The 21,599-nt window shown below is 39.1% G+C and carries 21 protein-coding genes; 12 read left to right on the top strand and 9 right to left on the bottom strand.

Annotated features, from left to right (window positions below; all coding sequences use genetic code 11):
• Positions 1-2: 2 nt before the first annotated feature.
• The 3 genes from RB214_RS03860 to RB214_RS03850 are packed head-to-tail and all read right to left on the bottom strand — an operon-like array spanning position 3 to position 3,359.
• Positions 3-1,352, bottom strand: coding sequence for a sigma 54-interacting transcriptional regulator (locus tag RB214_RS03860; RefSeq protein ID WP_010553151.1), 1,350 nt, complete (start codon positions 1,350-1,352; stop codon positions 3-5).
• 2 nt (positions 1,353-1,354) lie between these two features.
• A complete protein-coding gene (locus RB214_RS03855) occupies positions 1,355-1,900 on the bottom strand; it encodes a hypothetical protein (RefSeq protein WP_197098145.1) in 546 nt (181 codons plus the stop codon).
• A gap of 1 nt (position 1,901) precedes the next feature.
• A complete protein-coding gene (locus tag RB214_RS03850; RefSeq protein WP_309168412.1) occupies positions 1,902-3,359 on the bottom strand; it encodes a HAMP domain-containing sensor histidine kinase in 1,458 nt (485 codons plus the stop codon).
• A gap of 331 nt (positions 3,360-3,690) precedes the next feature.
• Here RB214_RS03850 and RB214_RS03845 point away from each other — a divergent pair, with 331 nt between their 5' ends.
• The 6 genes from RB214_RS03845 (at position 3,691) to RB214_RS03820 (ending at position 7,435) form a co-directional block, all read left to right on the top strand.
• Positions 3,691-3,924 carry an EF-hand domain-containing protein gene (locus tag RB214_RS03845; protein ID WP_002961641.1) on the top strand — a complete coding sequence of 78 codons (234 nt, stop codon included), beginning with the start codon at positions 3,691-3,693 and terminating at the stop codon, positions 3,922-3,924.
• 24 nt (positions 3,925-3,948) lie between these two features.
• Complete coding sequence (locus RB214_RS03840) at positions 3,949-4,176, top strand: hypothetical protein (protein WP_024597597.1); 228 nt, start codon at positions 3,949-3,951, stop codon at positions 4,174-4,176.
• Positions 4,177-4,362: 186 nt separating this feature from the next.
• Positions 4,363-4,599 (top strand): EF-hand domain-containing protein, encoded by a 237-nt coding sequence (locus tag RB214_RS03835; protein ID WP_197098150.1) that lies wholly within the window; start codon positions 4,363-4,365, stop codon positions 4,597-4,599.
• Positions 4,600-4,608: 9 nt separating this feature from the next.
• Positions 4,609-4,845, top strand: a complete 237-nt coding sequence (locus tag RB214_RS03830) for a calcium-binding protein (protein ID WP_002961647.1) — start codon at positions 4,609-4,611, stop codon at positions 4,843-4,845.
• Between the two features lie 132 nt (positions 4,846-4,977).
• On the top strand, positions 4,978-6,654 hold the full coding sequence (locus tag RB214_RS03825; RefSeq protein ID WP_309168411.1) for an amidohydrolase: 1,677 nt from the start codon (positions 4,978-4,980) through the stop codon (positions 6,652-6,654).
• Between the two features lie 103 nt (positions 6,655-6,757).
• Positions 6,758-7,435 carry a FlgO family outer membrane protein gene (locus RB214_RS03820; protein ID WP_149602197.1) on the top strand — a complete coding sequence of 226 codons (678 nt, stop codon included), beginning with the start codon at positions 6,758-6,760 and terminating at the stop codon, positions 7,433-7,435.
• Positions 7,436-7,503: 68 nt separating this feature from the next.
• On the opposite strand, the gene RB214_RS03815 is transcribed toward RB214_RS03820, so the two are convergent.
• Complete coding sequence (locus RB214_RS03815; RefSeq protein WP_309168410.1) at positions 7,504-8,343, bottom strand: HDOD domain-containing protein; 840 nt, start codon at positions 8,341-8,343, stop codon at positions 7,504-7,506.
• A 296-nt stretch (positions 8,344-8,639) separates the two neighbouring features.
• On the opposite strand from RB214_RS03815, the gene RB214_RS03810 reads away from it, so the two are divergent.
• Positions 8,640-10,340: a Zn-dependent hydrolase gene (locus tag RB214_RS03810; RefSeq protein ID WP_309168409.1), complete on the top strand. Its 1,701-nt coding sequence runs from the start codon at positions 8,640-8,642 to the stop codon at positions 10,338-10,340.
• A 41-nt stretch (positions 10,341-10,381) separates the two neighbouring features.
• Here the strand turns inward: RB214_RS03810 and RB214_RS03805 are convergent, their stop codons facing one another.
• Positions 10,382-10,786 carry an HIT domain-containing protein gene (locus tag RB214_RS03805; RefSeq protein ID WP_024597591.1) on the bottom strand — a complete coding sequence of 135 codons (405 nt, stop codon included), beginning with the start codon at positions 10,784-10,786 and terminating at the stop codon, positions 10,382-10,384.
• A gap of 111 nt (positions 10,787-10,897) precedes the next feature.
• On the opposite strand from RB214_RS03805, the gene RB214_RS03800 reads away from it, so the two are divergent.
• Positions 10,898-13,123, top strand: coding sequence for a S9 family peptidase (locus tag RB214_RS03800; RefSeq protein ID WP_309168408.1), 2,226 nt, complete (start codon positions 10,898-10,900; stop codon positions 13,121-13,123).
• A 143-nt stretch (positions 13,124-13,266) separates the two neighbouring features.
• Entirely contained in the window at positions 13,267-14,904 is a 1,638-nt protein-coding gene (locus RB214_RS03795) for a methyl-accepting chemotaxis protein (RefSeq protein WP_309168407.1), read from the top strand.
• Between the two features lie 71 nt (positions 14,905-14,975).
• On the opposite strand, the gene RB214_RS03790 is transcribed toward RB214_RS03795, so the two are convergent.
• The 3 genes from RB214_RS03790 to RB214_RS03780 form a co-directional block, all read right to left on the bottom strand.
• Positions 14,976-16,496 carry a leucyl aminopeptidase family protein gene (locus RB214_RS03790; protein WP_309168406.1) on the bottom strand — a complete coding sequence of 507 codons (1,521 nt, stop codon included), beginning with the start codon at positions 16,494-16,496 and terminating at the stop codon, positions 14,976-14,978.
• Between the two features lie 129 nt (positions 16,497-16,625).
• Positions 16,626-17,678 (bottom strand): DNA polymerase IV, encoded by a 1,053-nt coding sequence (gene dinB, locus RB214_RS03785; RefSeq protein WP_309168405.1) that lies wholly within the window; start codon positions 17,676-17,678, stop codon positions 16,626-16,628.
• A gap of 339 nt (positions 17,679-18,017) precedes the next feature.
• Positions 18,018-18,194 carry a hypothetical protein gene (locus RB214_RS03780; RefSeq protein ID WP_165743387.1) on the bottom strand — a complete coding sequence of 59 codons (177 nt, stop codon included), beginning with the start codon at positions 18,192-18,194 and terminating at the stop codon, positions 18,018-18,020.
• 161 nt (positions 18,195-18,355) lie between these two features.
• Between RB214_RS03780 and RB214_RS03775 the strand changes: the two genes are divergently transcribed.
• The 3 genes from RB214_RS03775 to RB214_RS03765 all read left to right on the top strand — a co-directional run bounded on the left by RB214_RS03775 (position 18,356) and on the right by RB214_RS03765 (position 20,896).
• The gene (locus RB214_RS03775; RefSeq protein ID WP_002958095.1) at positions 18,356-18,784 is read left to right on the top strand and encodes a thioesterase family protein; all 429 of its coding nucleotides are present in this window, start codon (positions 18,356-18,358) and stop codon (positions 18,782-18,784) included.
• Between the two features lie 18 nt (positions 18,785-18,802).
• Positions 18,803-19,855 (top strand): aldo/keto reductase, encoded by a 1,053-nt coding sequence (locus RB214_RS03770; protein ID WP_272450756.1) that lies wholly within the window; start codon positions 18,803-18,805, stop codon positions 19,853-19,855.
• A 117-nt stretch (positions 19,856-19,972) separates the two neighbouring features.
• Positions 19,973-20,896: an ABC transporter substrate-binding protein gene (locus RB214_RS03765; protein WP_309168404.1), complete on the top strand. Its 924-nt coding sequence runs from the start codon at positions 19,973-19,975 to the stop codon at positions 20,894-20,896.
• Here the strand turns inward: RB214_RS03765 and RB214_RS03760 are convergent.
• Positions 20,847-21,467 (bottom strand): fumarylacetoacetate hydrolase family protein, encoded by a 621-nt coding sequence (locus RB214_RS03760; RefSeq protein WP_309168403.1) that lies wholly within the window; start codon positions 21,465-21,467, stop codon positions 20,847-20,849. The genes RB214_RS03765 and RB214_RS03760 overlap by 50 nt on opposite strands.
• Between the last annotated feature and the right edge of the window lie 132 nt (positions 21,468-21,599).

Here is a 21,599-nt window from a genome sequence, read left to right as displayed (position 1 = left end):
CCTTAACCTAAATTATCAACATCAATATTATGCTTTTTAATCAACTTATAAAAATCTGAGCGATTGCGCTTGGCAAGCTTAGCGCCTTCGGCTACGTTACCACCTGCCATTTTTAAAGTGTTAATTACATAGTCGCGCTCAAACTCTTTTTTAGCGTCGTTTAGTGATAATGGTTCTACGTTTGTTTCATTACTATTTAGCGCAGCTAACACTAAGTGCTCTGAAATAACATCGCTTGGCGTTAATGCTACAACCTGCTCTACTACGTTTTGTAGTTGGCGGATATTACCTGGCCAGTCGTAACGCACAAGCGCATGCATAGCATCGCTTGCAAAGTGTTTTTCAGTTTGCTTCATGCGCTTAGCAATACTTGCACTAAAGTGCTGTGCTAATAAGCTTATATCTTCGCGGCGCTCACACAGTGGCGGTAATTTTAAATTAACTACGTTTAAGCGGTAGTATAAATCTTCTCTAAATTGCTGGTTTAAAATAGCTTCAGGAAGATTTTTATGTGTTGCCGATACAATACGTACATCAATTGCGATTTCTTCTTGAAAGCCTACGGGGCGAATTGTTTTTTCTTGTAATACGCGCAGTAACTTAACCTGCAAGTTAAGTGGCATATCACCTATTTCATCTAAAAATAGCGTGCCGCCCTCAGCTTGTTGAAACAAACCTTGGTGATCTTTAATTGCGCCCGTAAAAGAGCCTTTTTTATGACCAAATAATTCAGACTCTAAAAGCTCCCCTGGTACAGCGCCGCAGTTAATTGCAACAAAAGGACCACCGCTTACATGACTATGCTGGTGAATCGCCTGTGCGAGTAACTCTTTACCTGTACCACTAGCCCCCGAAATTAGTACATTAACTTGCGTTGGCCCAAGTAGTTTTACTTGCTCTAACAAGTGCAGCATTGCCCCACTGCGCGTAACTATATTACTTTTAGGTGCGGCTTCATCGGCGTTAACACCATGAATTTCTATGGCTTTTGCAAGGCTGTCAAATAACTCGTCTTTATCCACTGGTTTAGTTATAAATGCAAAAATGCCCTGCTTAGTTGCCTCTACTGCATCAGGAATTGAGCCGTGCGCTGTCATCATAATGACAGGTAATGCTGGGTAGCGGCTTTGCAGCTGACGATGCAGTGCCATACCATCCATTTCATCCATGCGTAAGTCGGTTATTACGGCGTCAAACACTTGGCTTTTAAGTATTTGTAGTGCGGTTAAACCGCTTTCACAGGTTGTCACTTCGTATCCTTTTGATTCGATACGAATAGCGAGCAGTTTTAATAAGCTAGCGTCGTCGTCTACGAGTAATACTTTTGCACCTTGTACTTTAGTTGCGGCCATAATTACTGCTCCTTCGTTTCTTCTCGTAGTAAAAGTTGCTGCTCAATCGTTGCTAACGATGAGAGGGTTTCTTGCATTTTATTATTAAGTGCTTGCTGCTCTTTTTTAGCATTTATTTGCATAGTTACTTGCTGCTTTTGAAGCCATAAATATTGCTTTATGTCATCAGGCCAAAAGTAAGCAAGATCGAGCTTTAGCAACTTAGTCATTACCATATTTGGATCATCATTTATGTTTAAGCACATGAACTTAAAAAAGCGTTTAAGCTCGTTTTCGCCTGTAAAAACATCTTTGCTAGGTACCAATTTAAATCCGCCACACTGATTAGCGTGCCATGCAATAACTTGCTCTGCAGGAGGATAGCTTGGTTCAATTTTTGGTCTAGGTTTTGGACTAGGGTTACTGTTTTTGTCGTTCGTTTTTTTTGTATCGACCACAGGTGCAGGTGTAATTGACACACGCTCTTCTTGCCCATTATTAATTTCACAACCTGATATAACCATGCTGCTACTGAGCACACATAAAATAGCGATTAAACGCAAGCGCATGTTAATTAACTCCTAGATTTTTTGTTATGGGAATTTTAATTGAAAACCGGCAACCATGTGGCTCGTTATGCTCAACACTAAGTGTACCTCTTAGCTGTTCAACAGACTCTTTTACAATAGTTAAACCCAGTCCACTGCCTTGCAGCGTAACATTTTTACTGTGTTTACCTTGATAAAATGCGCTGAAAATTTGAGTTTTTTCTTGCTCTTTAATACCGCCCCCTTTATCAAGTACAACGATACAAAGCTGGTTTTGCTCAAGCGCTAAATTAATAGTAACGCTTTGCTTATTATCTGAAAATTTTAAGCCATTTGAAATAAGCTGAATTAAAATCATCTCAATAAGCTCACTAGGTAAAGCAAGCGGTTTGTTAGGTAAAGTGTTTTGCCACTGCAGAGCTTGCTCACGCGCACTTAAGCGATGCTCAAAATGGCTATTAATTTTATTAATAAGAAGACTAAATTCAACTTCGCTTAAGCTGTCTTTACTGGTGCGAATCGCATTATAACTCAGCAAACTGTCAATCATTGTGCGAAGGCGCACCATAGATTGGCTAATAAGCTCAAGCACCGCTTTTTGCTCAGCAGTAATTGGACCTACTATTTCATCAGTTAATAAATCAGTGCCTTCGACCATTGAAGCAAGCGGCGTTTTTAGCTCATGAGTTACATGGCGTAAAAAAGTATCTTTTTGCTGCTCAAGCATATGAAGTTGTTCTTGTACCCATTGGAGCTTTTCTCCTAGCTCAACAAGCTCAGCTGAACCTTTCACAGATATTTTTTGCTGCCAATGCCCCTGCCCAAGCTTATCAATAACCGTAGTTAACCCTTTTAGCCGCCCACTTATGCGCCATAAAAAACCTCCCCCAACAATTAAAGTCAGTGGAATAAGTGCCACCAGCCAGTTTATAAATGACGCTTGCAGGCTTGTAAGCTCATTTTGGTTATTGGTAATTTGCGCTTCGTTTTTATCACGTAACCATAAAGTAAGCTCAGCAACTAAGTCGCTCACTGGCACAAATAGCTCAGCTTGTTGTTGTTTTTGCTCAACGAGTTTTACATGCGCGGTTTGTAAGGTGGTATATAAGCGTTGCCATTGGTGGATATACTCTTTATTCGTGTTTACAAATTTGAGTTCATCAATGCTTTGTAGGGATGATTGCCATTTATCGACAATGAGCTTATCAAGCGATTCACTTTTTAATACCCAGTTTTGCCTAGTAGCGCGCTCAAGGCTGTTGAGTTCTTGCTTTAAAGTGTTAAACGATTTGGTAACTTGGTAGTTACTACTCACAATACTTTGAGTAACCGCTAATTGCTTATTAAGCGCATTTAAAAATACGATCACCACTATAGAAAGCGGAAGTAGCGAAAGCAGCATACTCATTGCAAATTGCCCAATTAAATTAGGCCGCCAGTTAAGCATTGCTTGGTATTTTTTAGCTATGGTTGCTGGCATTTAGTTTAGTCCTTTTAAGTTAAGCGCTCTATTATTAAGTGCTTACCTTATACACTAGCTGAACCAGCAATTATATTTAATACGATTAACAGCCAGCACTATAAAACAATGTGTCGCCAAATAGAGACAGCGTAACTCGTTGATTTTAATAAACTCCCTTTCACCCCCACCAAATAATGTTGCAAAAGGCGCACAAAAATTACAATAAACCCAGTAAAAACTTCTCACTGGCTTAAAGCAAAAACAATAACCAATTGAAAAATAACAATAATTATTATTGGCACCATTTTTGTAATAGGAAGTAATAACTTTAATCAATAAGGAAATAATTATGAACAAACGCATTTTAGTAATTTCATCATTACTGGCTTTAGGCTTTTTAGGCGCTAATGCACACGCAATGGACGTTCACGCGACTTTTAACGAGCTTGATAAAGACAGTAACGGCACATTAAGTGAAGCCGAAGCAGGTGAAGATGCTGTGTTACACGAGAATTTTTCTCAAATTGATACTAATCAAGATGGGCAATTGTCGCTAGATGAATTCAAAAAATTTATTCAATAAACTCATTTAATAAGGAACGTGATTATGAAACAACTTATAGCCGCTTTTTCATTAATGTTTTTAGCAATTAGTGCCACCGTAATTGCATCGCCAACAAATGTGCGTTTTGCCCACTTAGATAAAGACATGGACGGACAAATATCGATTGCAGAAGCAAAGGAAGACAAGGAAGTAATGAGACAGTTTGCCGACTTAGATGAAGACGGTGATGAAAAAGTCTCAAAAAAAGAATTTGAAAGCTTTAAACCTTAATGAGTAATTACTGATTAAGCTTTACTTAAGCTTGTTATAGGTAAACTGGAATTAAAAGCATTTGCCATAATCCCTGAGGGAGTGTGTAAAAGGATTTAATGTTGGGAGTTAAATTACGGCAAGTGCTTTTTCCTTTTCACTTTATTTTAGCCACAAACTTTAAATACATCTTTTGGAAGGAACACCATGAAGATACTTCCCCTTATTATAAGCATCTTAATGCTATTAAGCTTTGATGCCGCTGCACTTGATGTAAAGCAACGCTTTGATCACCTCGATAGCGACAAAAGTGGCTATTTAACGCATAACGAACTTGATCCCCAACCACAACTATTAAACACATTTGTAAAATGGGACAAAAACCAAGATAACCAAATTTCGTTAATCGAATTTAAAAATTACCTTACCAATAACCTCTACTGAGTATTTTTCATGAAAAAAACAAGCTATATAGCGCTTTTTGCGTTTAGTATTTTTAGCACATTAGGCTTTGCTGCAAGCAACAATGTTGCAGAGCAATTTGAAAAACTTGATAGAAACCAGGATGGTTTTTTAACACGTTCAGAAACCGCTGTAGACCCCGCTTTGTGGTCTCGGTTTTCAAGCTACGATCAAGACAAAGATGGTAAACTAACGCTAAGTGAATACAGTCTATACGCTAGTAAATAAACCCTTTCAAAAGCTAGATATTTTATGTTCTAGCTTTACTACTTTTTTCTTCATCATAATTTGTCTCACATATTGGTATTATAAAGTTGGGTTTGCTAGTGTTAACGCACTAACAATAAAAAATAATGCCTTATGTCGCTCAAAAAAATAATCAAACCACTCATACTAGCCAGCCTTTGCGCTAGTTCTAGTTACACTTTTGCACAAACAAAAGTAATTTATAACGCCAATGGTTATACCCCTTTATATCAAGGTGAAGTACAGCAATTTACTACCCTCGTTATTAAAAATGGCAAGGTAGTAAAACTAGGTAGCGATACACTTAAAGATAGCTACCCAGATGCCAAGCTAATTGACGCGCACGGTAATACCTTATTACCAGGCTTAATTGATGCTCATGGGCACGTTATTGGCCTTGGCGATAATTTATCGCAACTTGATGTACGCGGTGCAAAATCGGTTGATGAAGTAACGAATAAACTAAAAGTATTTGCCGATAACAAACAAGGTTGGATTATAGGGCGAGGTTGGAACCAAGAGCTATGGGCTGATACACGCTTTCCTACGGCTAAAGATTTAGACAAAGTAGTTAACGATCGACCTGTGGTGCTTTCTCGAGTTGATAGCCACGCCATTTGGGTTAATTCAAAAGCGCTCGAACTTGCTGGTATTACCGCCCAAACAAAAGCGCCTGAAGGCGGTGAGATAATTAAAGACGAATTTGGCAATCCTACGGGTATTTTTGTAGATAAAGCAGAATCGCTAATTACCCAGCATATGCCAGCCCCTTCAAAACAAGATATAAGTGACTCACTTGATGCAGCAGGTAAACATTTATTAAGTTTAGGCATTACCTCTACTCACGATGCAGGTATTGATAAAACCACCTGGGAGGTTTACAAAGAGCGCGGCGACCTTGGTAATTTACCACTACGCATTGTGGCAATGTTAAGTGGTGCAAGCCCTGATTTAGACACAATGTTAAAGGCAGGCCGGTACCACGACAAAAATGACTTTATGGAAATTCGCAGTGTTAAAGTTTACGCCGATGGCGCATTGGGCTCTCGTGGTGCAGCACTTATTGAAGAATATGCAGACAGACCTGGTCACCATGGTTTAATGCTTGAAACACAAGAGAAACTCGAAGCACTCTTTACACAAAGCTTTAAAAGCGGCTTTAGCGCAAATACTCACGCCATTGGCGACAAAGCAAATAAAGTAGTACTTGATGCCTATCAAAATGTGTTTAAAAAAACGGGCGGTATATTACTGCGCAACCGAATAGAGCACGCCCAAATTGTAACCCCTGATGATATCCCTCGCTTTAAAGCGTTAAAAATAATCCCTTCAATGCAGCCAGTACATGCTACTTCTGATATGCATATGGCAGAGCAGCGTTTAACTAAAAAGCAACTAAGCGGCGCCTACGCGTGGCAAACATTTTTACAGCAAGGTTCGGTTGTTGCGGCAGGCTCTGATTACCCTGTAGAGCTTGCAAATCCATTTGATGGTTTGTATTCAGCCATTACACGCATGGATCATAACAAACTACCGGAAAACGGCTGGCGCGCAAGTGAAGTACTAAGCCGAGAAGATGCATTACGTGCATTTACTCTTGGTGGCGCCTATGCAGCTCATCAAGAATTTAAGGTGGGTAGTTTAGAAAAAGGTAAATGGGCCGACTTTATTTTAATTGATAAAGACTACTTTAAAGTGCCTGTTGACGAGATATACAAAACAAACGTACTGCAAACATGGGTAGCAGGTAAGCTTCGTTATAAAAAAGAAGAGGTTACAAAAGCACCATAATTAAAAATAAACAAATTAATTATTAAATTTAATTAAAGTAATCAAAAAGTGTGTCGATAAGGAGGGGTATTTATAAAATCCCCTTATGTTTCAGGAAGAAAACATGTTATCAAAAAAAATAACTCTTACTTTATCGGCACTTTTTACACTATCACTCTCAGCTTGCTCTACCCATCCTGTTTACAATGGACATGCACCACATAACAATATTGGCTATAATCATGCCCATAATCGCTATGCTGAAAATAATCAGCCGCGCGTGAGTAATTGGCAATTTCCAGAAAATAATTACCGCCCAATTAACAGCAGTAAGTTACTAAGTAATTACACAGAGCAATTAGCAATGAAGCTAATTGAAAATATGAATTACATAAATAGTAGCACGCCTATCGCTATAACTTCGTTTGTAAATTTAGACGACAACCTGCAAACTACTAATATTTTTGGCAATCATTTAGCTGAAAGCTTTATTACTGAATTACAAGAGTTTGGTTTGTCTGTTGTTGATTATAAGCACACAGGCACAGTGCACGTGACGCCGATGGGTGATTTTTCATTTAGCCGTAATGGCAAAGATATTAAAGGCTACCCACATATTGAATACACTTTAACTGGGACGCTTACATACACCAACCGCGGTGTTATTGTTAATGCTCGTATTATTGGCGCTAAATCTAAAGTAGTGGTGTCATCAGCTAAAGGGTTTATTCCCAGCTTTGTGGTTGAATCGCTATACCCTACTCGCAGAACCGATGGAATAGTACTAGACGCTATTCAATAGAAATAAAAAGGGTTAACGCAAGTTAACCCTTTTTGTTTGTGTAATAAAACATGTTTAGCTAAACATATTTAGCTAAACATGTTTTTCACATCTTTTAGCATGTCGTTGTACTCATCACTTGTGAATAGCTGCATAGACGGTATAACGCCTTTGTCTATATACGTTTGCAGCGCTGCAGACTTATCAGAAACCTGTAACGTGCCCTCTAAAATAGCCCCTACTCGAATAAAATCCACGTAACTTACTTTTTCAGGTTTGTAACTTGGGTCAGCCCAGCTCTGAGCTACATCAACAAACTCTTTAGGGAATTCCCACGCTTGCATAATAGATGAGCCAATTTTTCCACTCAGCTTTTGAATTGCGTGCGCTAAAAAGCTTGGGTTGGCAAACACTTCAGGGTGGCGCTCAGCTTCTGTTAAAATTGGTAATACACCAATATTATAAACAAGCGCAGCGAGTGTAATAGAATCACGATTTAGTGACGTGTGCTTACTATTTTTTAAGTAAAACTCCATGAGTGTTATTGAATGGCTAGCAACGGTTAATGTTTTTTGCCAAGCCTTGCCCATGTAGCCTTTAATTAGCTCATTGTTTGATACAAATAATTGCTCCATAGCCATAGCTGTAGCAATGTTTTTAATTTGACGTAATCCAATACGAGTCACTGCTTGTTGTAAATTAGATACTTTTACAGAACGTCCCATAATCGCACTATTAGCTACTTTTATCATACGAGCTGAAAGCGCTGGATCTTGTGAGATTACATCTGACATTTGGATTAAATTCACATCTGGGTTATCTGCAGCTTGGCGAACCTTAATCGCTACTTCAGGTAGCGTTGGTAAAACCAACGTATCGTTATTTATTCTATCGACTAGAATCGTTAATAAAGCGTTTTCTGTAGACATAAAGCTGCCATCCTTTTGTGTTCAGCCTGTAAAGTAACTGCAAACTCAGGCAGTTAATTTTCGTATTTGTAATATAATTAGTATTGTCTAACTTACCGATAAAGTTAAGAAAATTATAGAAGTTTATTTTTATTTATAATGCTTTACCGCTCATGCTTGCCTTACAACGCCAAATACTTGCTATTTACCATTTAGTTTTGCTTTAATGCACTCACAATAAGGAAGCGTTTGTACATACTTAATATTTTAACTAAGGCAGTACAAATTATTAAACTTACTTTTTAACAGGCAATATAATGATCTTAAATAAAATTAGCCAAGCAATTATGCTCTCTGGTGTTGTTTTTCTTAGCGCATGTTCTGAACAAGCGCCGTCTTCTACTGACAACACAGCCACAGAGCTTGCTCAAAAAAGCAGTGCACAATCAGGCCCTAAGCTTATTAATGCAGATAAACAACGTTTAGATATTTACACCGACTTTAGCTTACAAAGTGATTTATCGCACTTAAGCGATAATCAACGAGCAATGGTTGCAAAGCTTATTGACGCTTCAAAAATAATGGATGAGTTATTTTGGAAGCAAGCATTTGGTGAAAATAAAGATGCTTTTTTAGCAAAACTAAACGATGAAAAAGTACGTAAATTTGCTGATATTAACTATGGTCCATGGGATCGTTTAAATGGTGATGAAGCATTTTTATCCAGCTATAAAGAAAAACCTCTTGGCGCACAGTTTTACCCTGCTGATATAACCAAAGAAGAGTTAAACAATGCAGACGTTGAAGATAAAACAGGGCTTTATTCTGTAATTAAGCGTGATGAGCAAGGTAAGCTTTATAGCGTGCCTTATTCAAAAGAATACGCTGATGAGCTTGCAAAAGCCGCTGATATTTTACGTGAAGCAAGCAAACTTGCTGACGATAAAGAATTTGCTAACTATCTAAACTTGCGTGCCGATGCCCTACAAAAAGATGACTTTCAAGTATCTGACTTTGCTTGGATGGATATGAAAAATAACCCAGTAGATGTGGTTATTGGTCCAATTGAAACTTATGAAGATCAATTATTTGGTTACCGCGCAGCTTATGAATCTTACGTACTTATTAAAGATTTAAAATGGAGCGAACGCTTAGCTAAGTTTGCAGCATTTTTACCTGAACTTCAAAAAGGCTTACCTGTAGATGCTAAGTACAAACAAGAAGTACCAGGCTCTGACGCCGACCTAAATGCATATGATGTTGTTTACTACGCTGGGCATTCAAACGCGGGTAGTAAAACAATTGCAATTAACTTACCAAACGATGAGCAAGTACAGCTAGAAAAAGGAACTCGTCGTCTGCAACTTAAAAACGCAATGCGTGCTAAATTTGATAAAATTTTAGTGCCAATTTCAGAGCAGTTAATTGTACCAGAGCAGCGTAAACACATTACTTTTGATGCATTTTTTGCCAATACGATGTTCCATGAAGTGGCTCACGGTTTAGGTATTAAAAACACAATCACAGGTAAAGGTACTGTTCGTCAATCATTACAAGAGCACGCAAGTGCCCTTGAAGAAGGTAAAGCCGATATTTTAGGTCTATACATGATTGAACAGTTACTTAAAAAAGGCGAAATTACTGAAGGCACTATTGAAGATTATTACACGACCTTCATGGCAGGTATATTCCGCTCAGTTCGTTTTGGAGCATCAAGCGCGCATGGTAAAGCAAATATGATCCGCTTTAACTTTTTTGCTCAAGAAGGTGCTTTTTCTAAAAATGAAGAAGGCTTATACCGCGTTAATATGGAAAAAATGAGCATTGCAATGGCTAAGCTTTCTCGCTTAATTTTAACCTTACAAGGTGATGGCGATTACGAAAAAGTAGATCAACTAATTGCAACGCATGGCGACATTAAAGAAGAACTTGCTAAAGACTTAGAAAAACTAAGCAAAGCTAATATCCCTGTAGATGTAACATTTAAGCAAGGTAAGGAAATACTAGGGCTTAAATAAGTTTAGTTAAACTTAGTTAAACCCTAAAAAAGCGTTGCAGCTTAAAACTGCAGCGCTTTTTTTAGCTCTGTGATTTGTAGATCTGTATAAGGCACTGCTGGGTGCTTACCCCATATTGGCGCAGGCCATGCAGCATCACTCGTAAAACGCGCAATATGATGAATATGCAATTGCGGCACCATATTCCCTAAAGCCGCTATGTTTAATTTATCTGGTTTAAATACATCCATTAATAATTTACTTAGCTTGGCTGACTCTTTTAAATAAACAATTTGATCATCCTCAGATAAATCAATTATCTCTTTTAAGTTAGCCTGCCTAGGCACTAATACAAACCACGGATACAAGCTGTCGTTCAATAAAAGCACTTTACACAACGGCCAATCGGCAAGTTCTATACAGTCGCGTTTAAGTTCTGGCGCTAGTTTAAATTCAGGGTGAGTCATTGCTATGTCCTACTTTGTCTTTGATAATCGCCACTTTATAGCATTTAGTTGCAGTTGCACACGCTTGGCTTTACCATCAAAGCAATATTTATAATAAGCTAAGGCAACCTTGTGCTAAAAAAAATAAAACACCTCTCACTAGCTATACCGTTAATGGTTGGCGCTATTAGTGTTCAAGCAAAACCTTTATCGCTGGAGCGAATTTTTGACGATCCGAGCCTTTCTGGTAAATCACCTGTACAACTTAAATTTTCGCCTGACGGCAGCCGTGTAACTTACCTACAAGGCAAAAGCGATGACTACAACCGCTACGATTTATGGGAATACAATCTAAAAGATAACACCAACCGTGTGCTAGTTGATTCGGCAAAGTTATTTTCAGGCCCAGAAAACCTATCAGATGAAGAAAAAGCACGCCGCGAACGCCAACGTATTTTTGGTAAAGGCATACTTGAATACAAATGGTCTAAAGATGGCAAAGCACTTTTATTCCCACTCAATGGTGACCTTTATTATTACGATTTAGCCTCAGCTAAAAGTAAAAAACTAACCGACACTGAAGCATTTGAAACCGATGCACGCTTTTCACCTAAAGGTAACTACGTATCGTTTATTCGAGAGCAAAACCTTTATGCTTTAGAGCTTGAATCAGGTAAAGAGATTCAGCTTAGTAAAGATGGCGGCGGCGTAATTAAAAACGGCATGGCCGAATTTGTTGCTCAAGAAGAAATGAGCCGTATGACAGGTTACTGGTGGTCAGGTGATGAAACTAAAATTGCCTATACCCGCGTTGACGAAACCCCTGTAAAAGAAGCTATCCGTAACGAAATTTACGCTGACGAAGTTAAATTATTTAACCAGCGCTACCCGTTTACAGGTACCGATAACGTTAAAATTCAACTTGGTGTGGTTAAGCTAAACGACCAAAAAGTAGATTGGATTGATTTAGGTAAAGATGAAGACATTTACATTGCGCGCGCTAAATGGCTAAAAGACGGCAATACACTGTCGTACCAATGGCAAAATCGCTCGCAACATAAATTAGAACTGCGTTTTTATAACAGCGAAACTAAAGCCCAAAAAGTAGCACTGACCGAAAATAGCAAAACGTGGATTAACCTACATTTTGATCTTGAGTTTTTAAAAGACAAAAAACATTTTGTATGGGCATCTGAGCGAGACGGCTTTAAACATTTATATCTGTATCGCACAAACGGTCAACTTGTACGTCAAATCACCTCTGGTGATTGGGCTGTTGATAGCTTAAAAGGTATTGATGAGAAAAAAGGCATTATTTACTTTGCCGGTCGAAAAGATACACCGCTTGAAAGCCATTTATACAGCGCGCCTTTATTTAAAAAAGGCGATTCTAAACGTATTACCGAAAAAGGTCAGTACCACAATGTTGTGCTAGCAAAAGACAATAAAACCTTTATCGATAATAGCTCGTCTGATAATAAACCAAACTCAGCAGCACTTCGTAAAGTAAACGGCGAATTCATTACCTGGCTTGAAGAAAATAAGCTTGATAGTAACCATCCGCTTACTCCTTATTTAAGCGACTTAGCAAAACCAGAATACGGCACAATTAAAGCCGATGATGGCCAAGTTATGCATTACCGTTTATTTAAGCCTAGCACCATTGCTGATGGCAAAAAGCACCCTGTTATTGTTAACGTATACGGCGGCCCGCATGCTCAGCGAGTAACGAATAGCTGGCGCAGTAAAAACTTGTACTTTCAGTACATGGCGCAACAAGGTTACGTAATTTTTCAACTGGATAACCGTGGTTCGTACAACCGTGGTAAAAAGTTTGAAGATGCTATTTATAAACATTTAGGTGTGGTTGAAGTTGCCGATCAAATTAAAGGCGTAGAGTTTTTACGTACACTGGATTACGTTGACCCACAACGCATCGGTGTTTATGGCCACAGTTACGGCGGTTACATGGCACTTATGACTATGTTTAAAGCGGGCGATTACTTTCAAGCCGGCGTATCAGGTGCACCAGTAACCGATTGGGCTCTATATGATACGCATTACACAGAGCGTTATTTAGGTCACCCCGATACAAATGCTAAAGGCTATGAAGACAGCGCAGTATTTCCATATGCAGATGGCTTAAAAGGCCCATTAATGATTTACCATGGAATGGCTGACGATAACGTATTGTTTACGCATTCAACTAAATTATTTAAACAACTACAAGATAACGAAAAACAGTTTGAAATGATGACCTACCCAGGCTCTAAGCACAGCCTACGTGGTAAACAAGTGCAAACGCACTTGCATCAAACAATTACAAACTTCTTTAATCGTCATTTTGATGTTAAATAGTTAAACAAGTTTAAAAAGTAGACTAAAGGCTGATTGATAAATCAGCCTTTTTTTTGCATTAATGGTTGTTAAGCCTAGATTAAACTCTCTTTTTAGCTACGCTTATTCAATGCGCAAAAGCGCCAATTTTTAAGGATGAATGTATGCCTAGTTTACGTAGCTTTAGTATATTTCAACGTTTCTCACTGTTAATAGCCATTGTAGTGCTTGGGCTTATAGTGCTGAGCATATCCAGCCTAACTAACCAATATAATGCCCTTAAAAACGAGCAGTACCTTAAAACACAAAATGTAGTAGAAACTGCTCACAGTATCATTGAGCACTTTCATGACCTTGAACAAAATAACTCACTCACCCAGCAGCAAGCTAAAACGCAAGCTCTTGAAACAATAAAAGCACTGCGCTATGACAGTACTAATTATTTTTGGATAAATGATTATCAGCCTACAATGATAATGCATCCGATTAAACCTGCCCTCGATAATAAAGATTTAAGTAATAATAAAGATCCCGATGGCAAAGCGCTCTTTGTAGAAATGGCTAATATAGTTAAGCGTGATGGTGAAGGGTTTATACCTTATAAGTGGCCAAAGCCAGGTAAAGACCAACCTGTAGAGAAAGTTGCTTTTGTTAAAGGGTTTAGTCAATGGCAATGGATTATTGGCTCGGGTGTATACCTTGATTCAATTGACGAGGCATTTAGCCAACAACGTAACCTAATTATAGTCAGTGCAATAATTATGATTATTGCTGTTATTTTGCTTAGTTACTTTATAGGTAAAAGTATTTTAATACCTACTCGCTTAGCAGCCGATATGATGAAGGACATTTCACAAGGCGAAGGCGACTTAACCCGTACATTAAATGAATCCGGTAACGATGAAATATCTGAACTATCGCGCTCATTTAATTTGTTTGTTTTAAAAATACGAGAGTCACTTGCTCATGTAGCACAAAGTGCAAACGATGTAAGCGAACATGCGCATACAGTTGACGATTCAAGTAGAACAAGCCACTCATTTATTGAGCTTCAAAACGATAGTTCAACCCAAGTTGCAGCTGCCATGGAGCAAATGACTCACCAAATACACGATGTGAGCCGTAACGCTGAAGCCGCAGAGCAAGCAGCTAAAGATGCAGCACAAAACGCATCAACGGGTAAAAATGTTGTTGCGCAAACAATTACAGCAATAGAAACACTCTCAAGCAACATTGAAACAGTCAGCCGTGTAACAGAAGATTTAGCCAACGAAAGCCATAATATAGGCTCTGTACTTGATGTAATAAGAAGCATATCAGAACAAACAAACTTACTGGCATTAAACGCTGCCATTGAGGCTGCTCGCGCAGGAGAGCATGGTCGAGGATTTGCTGTTGTTGCAGACGAAGTAAGAACACTAGCCAGTCGTACAGGGCAAAGTACTGACGAAATTCAAACCATGATCACTAAACTACAAGAAGGTGCAAAAGCAGCAGTAGAAGCAGTTAAATCAAGCCAAGCACTTTCAGTTTCTACCATAGAGCAGGCGTCATCAGCCAATACATCGCTTAATGAAATAGAACGACTTGTTTCAATTATTACCGAAATGAACAGCCAAATAGCACGTGCCACAGAGCAACAAACGCAGGCTGCCGACGAGGTTAATTTGCGTATTAATGAACTATCTCAATCAACCGAGCAATCATTAAATAATACTAAGCAGCTTACTGATGCCAGTGATAATCTCAAACAAAGTAGCGAAGGTCTTTCGAGCGTAGTTAATCGTTTTAAATTAGATTAACCGATAGCGTCCTCATAAAATGCAAAAGCCCTGAATTAACAGGGCTTTTTTATTACATGTAAGTTTTTAGCTTACAAACAATAACGTGCAAACAAGCTCGTTACTGATGCAGCTGTTGGCTTACCATGCTGCCAATCACCGCCTTCAACACCGCTGCCTGCAATATCCATATGAACATAAGGTAGAGGCTGTGCAGAATCATTACCATGCTTATCAAGCCCACCAACAATAGCCATAAACGCCATAGGGAACTGATGTCCACGCGCAGTCACGGCAGATGCTGCGTTATTGCTAGATAAAACATCGTCAGCTAGCGTGCGTGGTTTAATAAAGTCGTAGTCTTCACGGCGTGAACGCGATACTTCAGCGCCATCGGCCCATAAGTCACCCAAATCAGCTATTTGACGTGAAACACCAGCGCTACGAGCTGGACCATTTTCAACATACGCACCGTAAGGACCCATTGCACGAGCTGCATGACCCGTTAATGTAGCTACAGTAAATAACGTTGGATTAACCTCTGTTTTAGCTAAATCTTTCATTTCGCTAAGCAGGTCGCCCATTGCTAAGCGCCCTTCTGCATCGGTATTACCAATACGTACACGAACACCTTCACGGCTAGTAATAATTTCATCTGGCACAAAACAATCCGAGCCAATAGAGTTACGAACAACAGCTAAGTACGATACCACTTTAACGCCTTTAGGCTGATAATCCGCAACGGCTTTCATAAAGCCAGCAACAGAAGCTGCGCCGCCTTTATCACGGCTCATGCCTGCCATATAACCGCCTACTTTTAAATCTGCACCGCCTGTATCGTATACAAGCCCCTTACCTACAAACATAAGTGTGCGAGTAATTTCGCCCTCTGGTACATATTCAAGCTTAACAACACGTGGGTGATGGCGCTCAACTGCATACGATGCGCGAGCAACTGTACTCAGCATTGGGTAGTTTTTATCAATAGCTGCAATATCGTCAATTACGTCAACCGCAATGTTTGAGCCTTTAAATAAATCAACACAGTAATCTGCAAAGCGTGGTGGAGCCATACGCTCAGGTTCAGTACCACACAGGTCACGCGCTGCATATTGGCCTGCTGCAATTGCATTAACAGCTTTAATCGTTTGCTCGCTTGCGCCAACTAAACCAATCTGTGTAATAGGTTCAATGCTTTCACCGTGATATTCACGCGCTTCTAATGGCTGCCATAAGGCTTGGCAAGCGCCTAAATAAGCAACTTCTAAAGCATGCTGATAACGGCTATCGCCATTTAAATTTGGTAAAAATAATGCAGGGTTAACACTGCCCGACGCTTTTGCTTCGTTAATTGCTAATTTAGCAGCATCAAAATAACGACGCACGTCGTCGTAATCTCTATTTAACGGACCGGTTGGCGCAAGTACAACGCGCTTGTTTTCAATTACTAATAAAGTAACTTGCTTACCGATGCGAGAATCTACGTTTGCTTGAGCTAAAATAGCATCACGTAATGAGTTATTTGGTAACTGAGAAAAGTCATTACTAATAATAATAAGCGCATCATGAGATGTGCATTCAAGGCTTGCACTAACCGCTTGAGGGTATGCCATAAATAAGGTCCTGTTAGAAAACATAAGCCCCTATTATCGTCGATTTATATATTGAAGACCAGCAAGGAGCGATGAGCTAATCACATAACCTATCAATAAATGGCAACTTGGAGTTACAGGCTTTACAGCTTAATCGAGAATACTAAGTTGGAAGTTTTGTTCTGGCTCGTTTTTAATCCCAACGCCTAAGCCAAGTAATCTTACAGGCTGTTGTAGCCCTCGCTGGTAGGCCTTAGTAAGTAGTTGAACAAATATTTCTGTATTTAGCTCGTGATATACCTGATCGGCTGAGGTCACTACAAAATTTGCAAACTTCACCTTAACACTCAATTTATTAATACGATTTTGTAACTGCTGTTTATTAAGCCTTAAAACTAATTCCTCTAACAACCTTGGCAGCTCATCTAAGCACTCCTGTAAACTCGTTTTGTTGTACTCGTAGGTATGTTCAACACTCAGCGATTTTCTTATGCGATCTGTGGATACTTTACCAACATACTCACCTGCACATTTTTGATAAAGCGACACACCAAAATTACCCACATGTTGCTGCATCCAGTTAATGCCTTTTTCACGTACATCCTTGCCGGTATATAAGCCTTTTAAATTTAGCTTTTCGAGCGTTACTTTGCCCACTCCTGGAATTTTCCCCAGCGGTAATTGCGCTAAAAAGTCATCAACCTCATCAGGCAAAACGACAAATTGACCATTCGGTTTATTTTCGTCACTGGCTATTTTAGCAATAAATTTAATCGGTGCAATACCAGCTGATGCAGTGAGCCCTGTAGCATTGTAAATATCGGCTCTTATTTGCTGTGCAATAAGTGTGGCACTGCCTTTACAAGCGGTGCTGTCTGTTACATCTAGATAGGCTTCGTCTAAAGAAAGAGGTTCAATTAAGTCTGTGTAGTGTCTAAATACTTCACGTATTTGGTTTGAAGCTTCTTTGTATACAGCCATGCGCCCTGGGACAATAACTAAATCGGGGCATAATTGTTTAGCATGATAGTTCGACATAGCCGATCGTACGCCATACTCTCTAGCTATATAGTTAGCGGTTGAGAGCACGCCTCGTCGGCTATTGCCTCCAATAGCAAGCGGTACACATGCAAGTTTTGGATTATCTCGCATTTCTACTGCTGCATAAAAGCAATCCATATCTATGTGAATAAACTTTTTCATCACTACTATAACGACTGGTTATTTATACAGTCATTATTATAGAATCAAATGTGATAAGCAAGCCTAGGGCCTGTTTATCTTTCGAGGTTAAGTTTGCAGCAGTATATTTGGTATTTAGACAAGGCAGAGCCTATGTAGTGTGGTTATTCCCCATAAATAGGCGATAACGTAGCACAAATGCCAAACATACGCTGCCCGAAGGGTTCTGCCTAGGGGCAATTTACTCTTTGTTGCTCGGTTTTTACTTAGCCCACTAGGTACAAACCTCGCGCCGCGATTAAATAGCCCCTAGATTGAACAAATTTTAATCCTGAAAGGTCAACAGGCCCTAGTTAGCGATTAAAAAAAGCGCTTATTACCTTCTTGCTCTTTATAACCACGTAGCCAATACATAACCTCAAATAAAAATCCTGCCAACATTAAAATGATAGCGCCAGATTCATTCCCCATCGCGTAACAGGTAAAAGAGGCTATAAAAACCAAACAAGCTAAGGCCCAATTAATTATATTCTGCATATTTTTACCTTTGTGTGTTTTTGTGTGTCTGTGTAATTTAACTGTAGACCTAAAATTAAACAGGTACAATCATCTTATAAAAAAACATGCCATTAATTACCTTGAGCTCGTAACACCATGTTGATAATCTAAGTACTTTAAAAATCAAGGGCCAATAAATAATGCAAACGTTTAAAGATCAGCACCCTATTCATACCGATATCACCGTAGCATGGGCTGATATGGATGCGCTACAACACGTAAATAATGTAGTGTATTTACGTTACTTTGAAATAGCCCGGATCGACTTTTTAAATAAAATAAATCTGTTCGATACAATAAGCCCAAACGGTGTGGGCCCAGTAATCAGCGAAAATAACGTTCGCTATAAACGCCCAGTAACTTTTCCCGACACACTCACTGTAGGCGTTACAATTACAGATCTTAAAACAGATCGCTTTACCATGAACTACACCGTTTACAGCCATGCACAAAAAGCAATAACGACTACGGGTGCATCTAAAGTTGTAATGTTTGATTTTACCACAGGGCAAAAAGCCCCAATCTCCGAGCCTCTTTTATCGGCTTTAATCAGCCATGCTCAAAACTAATTTAGTTAAGGAATTTTTATGCAATACAACCCACTAGGTAGCAGTGGCGTAAACGTATCTCGAGTGTGCCTAGGGAGTATGACTTGGGGTAAACAAAATACTCAAAGCGACGCTGATGAACAAATAGCCTACGCGCTCGAGCAAGGCGTAAACTTTATTGATACAGCCGAAATGTATGCTGTGCCTCCTTCGCCAGAGACCTATGGTAAAACCGAGGAAATTATTGGCAATTGGCTATCGCGTAATCAGCAAAAGCGCAGCGAAGTGGTACTAGCTACAAAAATTGCAGGCAATGGATTATCGTGGGTACGTGATGGCGGCAATATTACTCGCCAAACAGTAATAGAAGCCGTAGATGATTCACTTAAGCGACTTCAAACAGACTACATTGATTTATATCAACTACATTGGCCAAACCGCTCTACCCCTCACTTTGGCAGACAATGGCCCGGCACTCTTAAATTTACCGACGTAAATACACAAGAGCAACAAGCTAGTATGCTTGATATTCTAGAAGGCCTTAATGAATGTGTTAAAGCAGGTAAAATTAAGCACTGCGGTTTATCTGACGATACGCCATGGGGTATAAGCCAGTTCTTAAGTTTGGCCAAAGAGCATAACTTACCGCGTATGGTATCTATTCAAAATGAGTTTAGCTTAGCGCACGCTAAAGACTGGCCGTATTTAATAGAACAATGTGTACACGAAGATATTGCCTACTTACCGTGGTCGCCTTTAGCAGCCGGTTTATTAACGGGTAAATACCTAAACGGTGCTCGCCCTGAAGGCTCTCGTTGGACCTTCATGCAGCGTAACGGTATTTTTAGAGATACACCCAATGCAGAGCAAGCCACTAAGCAGTATGTTGAGCTGGCTCATGCAAACAATATTACTCCAGCACAACTAGCCTTAGCATGGTGTAACCAAGTAGATGGCGTAACTTCTTCAATTATCGGGGCAACATCTATAGCTCAATTAAAGGAAGATATAGACGCATTTAGCATAACGCTAAACGACGAAATTCTTAGTGAGATTAACACCATATTTAGAAACCATCCGATGCCTTATTAAGCATGTATGAGTTAAAAGCTGCCTTGAATGAGGTTGCTTTTAAACTAAAATATTTGACCCTACTACAACCAACACTATACTTTTATTAAGTTTTCTTAATTCAACGAACACTTATCAATGCTGAAAAACGGATACTATGCATTTTGCTTATTAATTGTATTCAACGCGCACGCCGTTGAGCAAAAAGTACAACCTCTAGAAGAGATTATTTGGCTGCAAAGTTACACGCCCCCTTTTCATATAGCTAAAAGTGAAAGCGCACCACAAGGCGGTATTTGCGACAACCTAACCGAGCAACTCATCAGAACCATAACTGATGTAAAACATACCCGCTTAATTGTTCCTCAGCAGCGTATAAATAAATATTTAAATGAAGGAAAAAATGTATGTTTTCCGTGTGTTATTTATAAAAAAAATAATAACCAACAACTTAACTACTCAAATCCAACAACGGTATATCCCCCATTTTCAATTATCACAACTAAAGAGCTAAAGCCGCAATTAGAAGAAAAGCACGGCTCGCCTATTCACCTTATTAATTTATTAACCGACCCGCAATATGTATACGGGCAAGCAGCTGCACGTAAATTTACAACTAAAATTAATACAATTATTGAAAATACAAAACGAGATAAAGAGTCTTCGTTAAGTTGGAATAGCGAAAATGAAAGTCAGGCTGTTATAGCACGCTTGAGTCACGGCTTTTTAGACTACTCAATTGATTACCCGTTTATGGCTGATTACTTTAATAAACAAGGGGAGTATACGTATATAGAAAGTGTGCCAATTGCAGAAAATGACATTCAATTTATAAGAGGAGCAATAGGCTGTGCGGCTAAAGCACCTAATAATTTTGCAGAGCAAGCACTTAAAAAAATTAATCGCGCATTAAAAAATAATGTACTTCAATCGCCTGAGTATCAGCAAAGTCAGCATAATTGGCTTAAAACTACCTTTACTGACTTTGATAAACACTACCAACAGCAAGTCATTAATTTTTACTTACTTGCCACTGATGCTCAAGCAAACACTGATCATTAGCATAAAGCGCCACTGCAAAAATACTTTTAGCTGTTACCTCACCTACGCCCGACGGTGTACCTGTCATTATTACATCACCGTCTTCTAAGCTCATAAATTCACTAATTTCTTGTAAAATTGAGTCAGGGTTGTGCAGCATAAAATGAGTATCGCCTCGCTGAATTACTTCATTATTAATTTTAAGTTCAAAAGTAAAGTGCTTCATTGCCTCTGTTAGCGCTACAAAATCAGTTAAAATAACAGAGCCGTCGAACGCTTTTGCGCGCTCCCATGGAAGCCCTTTATTTTTTAATTTACTTTGCACAGTACGCTTAGTTAAATCAAGGCCGAGTCCAACACCTACAAATTTTTTATTTTTAACTACAAAACACAACTCGGTTTCATAATGTAGCGTATCGCCATTGTGAGCTGCAAATAACGTATTAGTAATTGCGCTATTTGGCTTATTAAATAAAACCATTTGCTCTGGCATTTCGTTATTTAGCTCTGCAATATGTGCGGTATAGTTACGGCCAACACACACTACTTTTGATGGTGTTAATTTCTCAGATACTAACTTTATTGAATACATATAAGTAATGTCTCAGTTATTGGGCCTGTTGACCTTTCAGAATTAAAATTTGTTCAATCTAGGAGCTATCGGGCAACGCATGTTCGGCATTTTTGCTTCGCTATCGCCTATTTATAGGAAATAACCACACTA

Origin of the sequence: Pseudoalteromonas sp. HL-AS1, assembly GCF_031198785.1 — a bacterium.
Classification (GTDB): domain Bacteria; phylum Pseudomonadota; class Gammaproteobacteria; order Enterobacterales; family Alteromonadaceae; genus Pseudoalteromonas; species Pseudoalteromonas distincta.
Note: the sequence above shows the minus strand (reverse complement) of the source record. Positions and strands in the feature narration are given on the sequence as shown.